The following is a 1,437-nucleotide window of genomic DNA, read 5'->3' as shown; positions in this document are numbered from 1 at the left end:
GCTCTCCTGACGTAACCGTGGGTCGTTTCGGAGCCCGTTAACAAGTGCACGCCGCTTTCCGTCTAGGTTTCTAACTGTCAAAGGCAAGAAACTTAGAGACGAGAAAACGGCGTGCAAAGCACAACACTATGGCGAACTTTGCTCGGAGTCGATAAGACCATTGTCGAAGACGTGGATCTGGATCCCGACACGGGCACCCTCGTCGCGTCGGTCCGACCGACCGTGTCGATGCGGAACCGGTGCGGGGCGTGTCGGAAACGCTGCCCCCGCTATGACGCCGGTGAGGGTCGCAGGCGGTGGCGATCCTTGGACGCTGGCTCGATACAGGTCCATCTGGAAGCCGAATCGCCAAGGGTGAGCTGCGGTGTTCACGGTGTCACCGTCGCGGCCGTCCCCTGGGCGAGACATCAGAGCGGGCACACGCTGTTCTTCGACGACCAGGTCGCGTGGCTGGCAACCCAGACGTCCAAGACCGCGATCACAGTGCTGATGAGGATCGCGTGGCGCACGGTCGGGGCGATCATCACCCGAGTGTGGGCTGATACCGGGAAGCAGTTCGATCAGTTCGCCGACCTCGCCCGGATCGGTATCGACGAGATCAGTTATAAGCGCGGCCACCGCTATTTGACCGTGGTTGTCGACCACGATTCCGGGCGACTCGTCTGGGCAGCCCCCGGCCAGGACAAGGCCACCCTGGGCACGTTCTTCGACGCGTTGGGCCCGGAACGCTCGGCACTGATCACGCACGTCTCAGCGGACGGGGCTGCATGGATCGCCCGTGTTGTTGCGGAGAAAGCCCCCAACGCGGTTCGGTGCGCGGATCCGTTCCACGTCGTGAAATGGGCCACCGACGCTCTCGATGAAGTCCGCCGATCAGCCTGGAACGACGCCCGGAAAGCTGCCCGGGTGAACGAGGCCCGCCGCCACCGCGGCCGCCCTGCCGCCGACGCTGCGGTCCGGCCAGACAGCGCCCGTGCTGCCGGGGTGAAGAACTCCCGCTACGCGCTCTGGAAGAACCCCGAGAACCTCACCGAAAAGCAGAAAGTGAAGCTCGCGTGGATCGTGCAGACCGACCCGACTCTGGGGCGGGCGTACTACCTCAAGGAAGGCCTCCGGGTGATCTTCAAACTGCCCCACGCCGAGGCCGCTGAAGCCCTGGATAAGTGGGTGGGCTGGGCCAGGCGGTGTCGGATCCCCGCGTTCGTGAAACTGCAACGCAGCATCGTCAAACACCGACCTGCGATCCTCGCCTCGATCGAGCACGGCCTCTCCAACGGCCGGGTCGAGTCGATGAACACGAAGATCCGCCTCATAACCCGCATCGCCTTCGGCTTCAAATCCCCCGACGCCCTCATCGCCCTCGCGATGCTCAGCCTCGGTGGCCACAAACCCGTGCTCCCCGGCAGGAATTAACCCACGGAAGAGACAGGAGAGCCC

General features: G+C 64.0%; 1 protein-coding gene. It reads left to right on the top strand.

Annotation, left to right across the window (positions count from 1 at the left end; all coding sequences use genetic code 11):
* The first annotated feature begins 111 nt into the window (after window positions 1-111).
* Entirely contained in the window at window positions 112-1,413 is a 1,302-nt protein-coding gene (locus ACTJJW_RS14730; RefSeq protein WP_462645911.1) for an ISL3 family transposase, read from the top strand.
* Window positions 1,414-1,437: the final 24 nt, after the last annotated feature.

The sequence above is a fragment of the Rhodoglobus galactosidasius genome, assembly GCF_054957775.1.
The sequence above is the reverse complement of the archived record's forward strand: the minus strand, read 5'-3'. Positions and strand labels throughout refer to the sequence as shown.